The sequence below is a fragment of the Microcella pacifica genome, from assembly GCF_009371975.2.
GTDB lineage: Bacteria > Actinomycetota > Actinomycetes > Actinomycetales > Microbacteriaceae > Microcella > Microcella pacifica.
This window is the reverse complement of the sequence record NZ_VIKT02000049.1, coordinates 1-2,227: the sequence shown is the minus strand read 5'-3', so window position 1 is coordinate 2,227 and position 2,227 is coordinate 1. Positions and strand designations below refer to the sequence as shown.

2 protein-coding genes are annotated in these 2,227 nt (G+C 59.3%); one reads left to right on the top strand and one right to left on the bottom strand.

From position 1 onward, the window contains the following. Nucleotides 1-167: 167 nt before the first annotated feature. Nucleotides 168-1,295: a tyrosine-type recombinase/integrase gene (locus FK219_RS13265; RefSeq protein WP_328821704.1), complete on the bottom strand. Its 1,128-nt coding sequence runs from the start codon at nucleotides 1,293-1,295 to the stop codon at nucleotides 168-170. A gap of 340 nt (nucleotides 1,296-1,635) precedes the next feature. Between FK219_RS13265 and FK219_RS13260 the strand changes: the two genes are divergently transcribed. Then, a complete protein-coding gene (locus FK219_RS13260; RefSeq protein WP_152584340.1) occupies nucleotides 1,636-2,124 on the top strand; it encodes a hypothetical protein in 489 nt (162 codons plus the stop codon). Nucleotides 2,125-2,227 lie beyond the last annotated feature (103 nt).

Here is a 2,227-nt window from a genome sequence, read left to right as displayed (position 1 = left end):
TGTTGATGCCTTTCGAGTTGGGGTAAGAGACTTCTCGAAGGATCACACGGTGACCGCGTTCACGTCAGCAACGACGTGCGCGACCACCGTGGGTTACACCACTATGCGGGACTCCACTGCCATTAGCTCCGCCAGGTGCCACTCGTAAGAGACGTTGCGTCGCATGATCACCCTTCGGATCCGAGGCGCAATGCGGCCGCGATGGTGCCGTCAAGTGCCTTCCGTAGCGTCTTGGTTCGGTAGTCGCTGGAGACTGCCGTGTAGATCGCGGTGGTAGAGCCATAGTCATGTCCAACCTGTTGCTGGACAAAGAGCGGGTCTAGCCCATCTTCGATCAGATGAGTGACATAGGACCTGCGAAGGGAGTGAAAAGTGACTTCTCGATCGAGACCAATGTCCGACCGATATTGACGAAAGCGGGCGTTCAACGAACTCTCCGCGACGAGAGTGCCACGCTCCGACGGAAAGAGGTCCCGACTATGCGGGAGTAGTGGACGTCCACGCTCCACCCAATCTTCGATGATTCCGCTGCCCCACGGAAAAACGGCCAGGACGTTCCTCTGCTTGAAGTCAGTGCCCGCCGACGCCTTTCCGAAACGAACGTTGAGGTGACCATAACGACCGAATTCACCGGCGTGCGGGTTGCGAGTGAAATCAAGATCCTGCAAGTGACGAACCTCGTTCCGCCTCAGCCCGAACAGGTAGCCAACTTTCAATAACGTGCTGTCCCGGAAAGCAGCTGCCCATCCTTTGGTCTTCCGCAGAGCAGCGGTGTCAACCTCGTCGTCGGCGCGATCGAAAAGCGCCTGGAGCTCGACCCGGGTGAACGGGCGAACTCGTCCACCATGCTCCGCCTCCAAAATGTGTCGTTGAGTATTCCATTGATGGAAAACAGGAGACGGGTGATCGTTGAACAGCTCGATGCAGCGAGCAACCCAGCCATAGGCCGAATCGCAAATGTAGGAGTTGAAAAGCCCCAACGAGTTCTGATAACTACGAATAGTCGACCGGGCGTTTCGATGAATCGTTCGCCGTTCGGCGAAGAACTCGTCGACCATCTCGACGCTCCAACGCCACGGGTACTCACCTGCAGCCAGCATGAGCCGTTCGACCACTGCCACCCGAACTTCAATCGTCCCAACGCTGAGCCCGCGGCTGACCTGCTGTGCCCGCCAGCCATCGAGCATTTCCCCGAAGGTTTGTTCATGGGGGTGCAGAAGAGGCAGTGGCTGCGCCGAAGGTCGGAACCTGCCAGCATCATCTACGGCCACCATAAACCCTTTCATCAGATGCATGATTCTCGCATCTAACAGGAGATCCCTGCAACAACTGGGATCCGCGGCTCTTTCCGGTGCTGATACGCAAGTCGTGGCCTGTGAGATTATGTGAACGAGCTGGGCGCGCACTTCCAGGGAAAGCCCAGCCCACAGGGCCGTTCGTGTTACGCAGCCGTCCGCTGAATGACTTCACTCAGGAGAGGGAAGCCTGCTTTCATCTGATGCAATAATGGTCGGTCTACTGGTGAAGACCGTTATCCGTTTTCACACTGAAGGGGGCGGCTCTGGGGGTTAGCCCACTAGAGGCGGGCTGTGCGAGCGTGCGACGCTGGTGGGCAGCGCGTTAGGAGGCTTGCCGATGGATCAGCTCAGCACTCGGATCGGCACGATCCTTGGGGGAGTGGCTGCCGGGTTGATCCCGATGGCGATATTCACTCCCGTCTACGCGGTGTGGGCGATCTTCGCCTGGCCGATTCCGGGCACGACGTTCTTCATCGCCGCGGTGGCATGGTCGGCCTTCCTTGCGTTCCGTGCAGGCTCGCTGCTTCGCTTGGCGCGACCATTGCCTCGGGAAACCAACGGATACGACGCTCGGATCTCGCGAGGCATGGCGATCGTCAGCAGCATTCAGGGCGGGCTCATCCTCGCGTCCATCGTCGTATTTGTCGTGCTCGGCCGGTACGTGTGGATCCTGCCCGTCGTCGCGCTGATCGTGGCCGTCCACTTCTTCCCGATGCCGGCGATCTTTGGACGCACGATCGACTATTACCTCGGCGCGGTCATGCTGGTCGTTGCCGGCATCGGCCTCTACCTCGCGGGTCAGCCCTCAATTGTCGACGACGCTTGAGTTCTGGACGGTTCCGACGCTGGAAAAGTGAACGGTTGCGGGCAGTCTAGCCAGCGGTGTTGTCGGTCGTGGTGCGGCTGCTGGGGAGACTGTCGATGCCTCG

Excerpts from the sequence above, each read along its gene's own strand:
- FK219_RS13265 (WP_328821704.1), bottom strand. The coding sequence starts at position 1,295 with ATGCATCTGATGAAAGGGTTTATGGTGGCCGTAGATGATGCTGGCAGG.
- FK219_RS13260 (WP_152584340.1), top strand. The coding sequence starts at position 1,636 with ATGGATCAGCTCAGCACTCGGATCGGCACGATCCTTGGGGGAGTGGCT.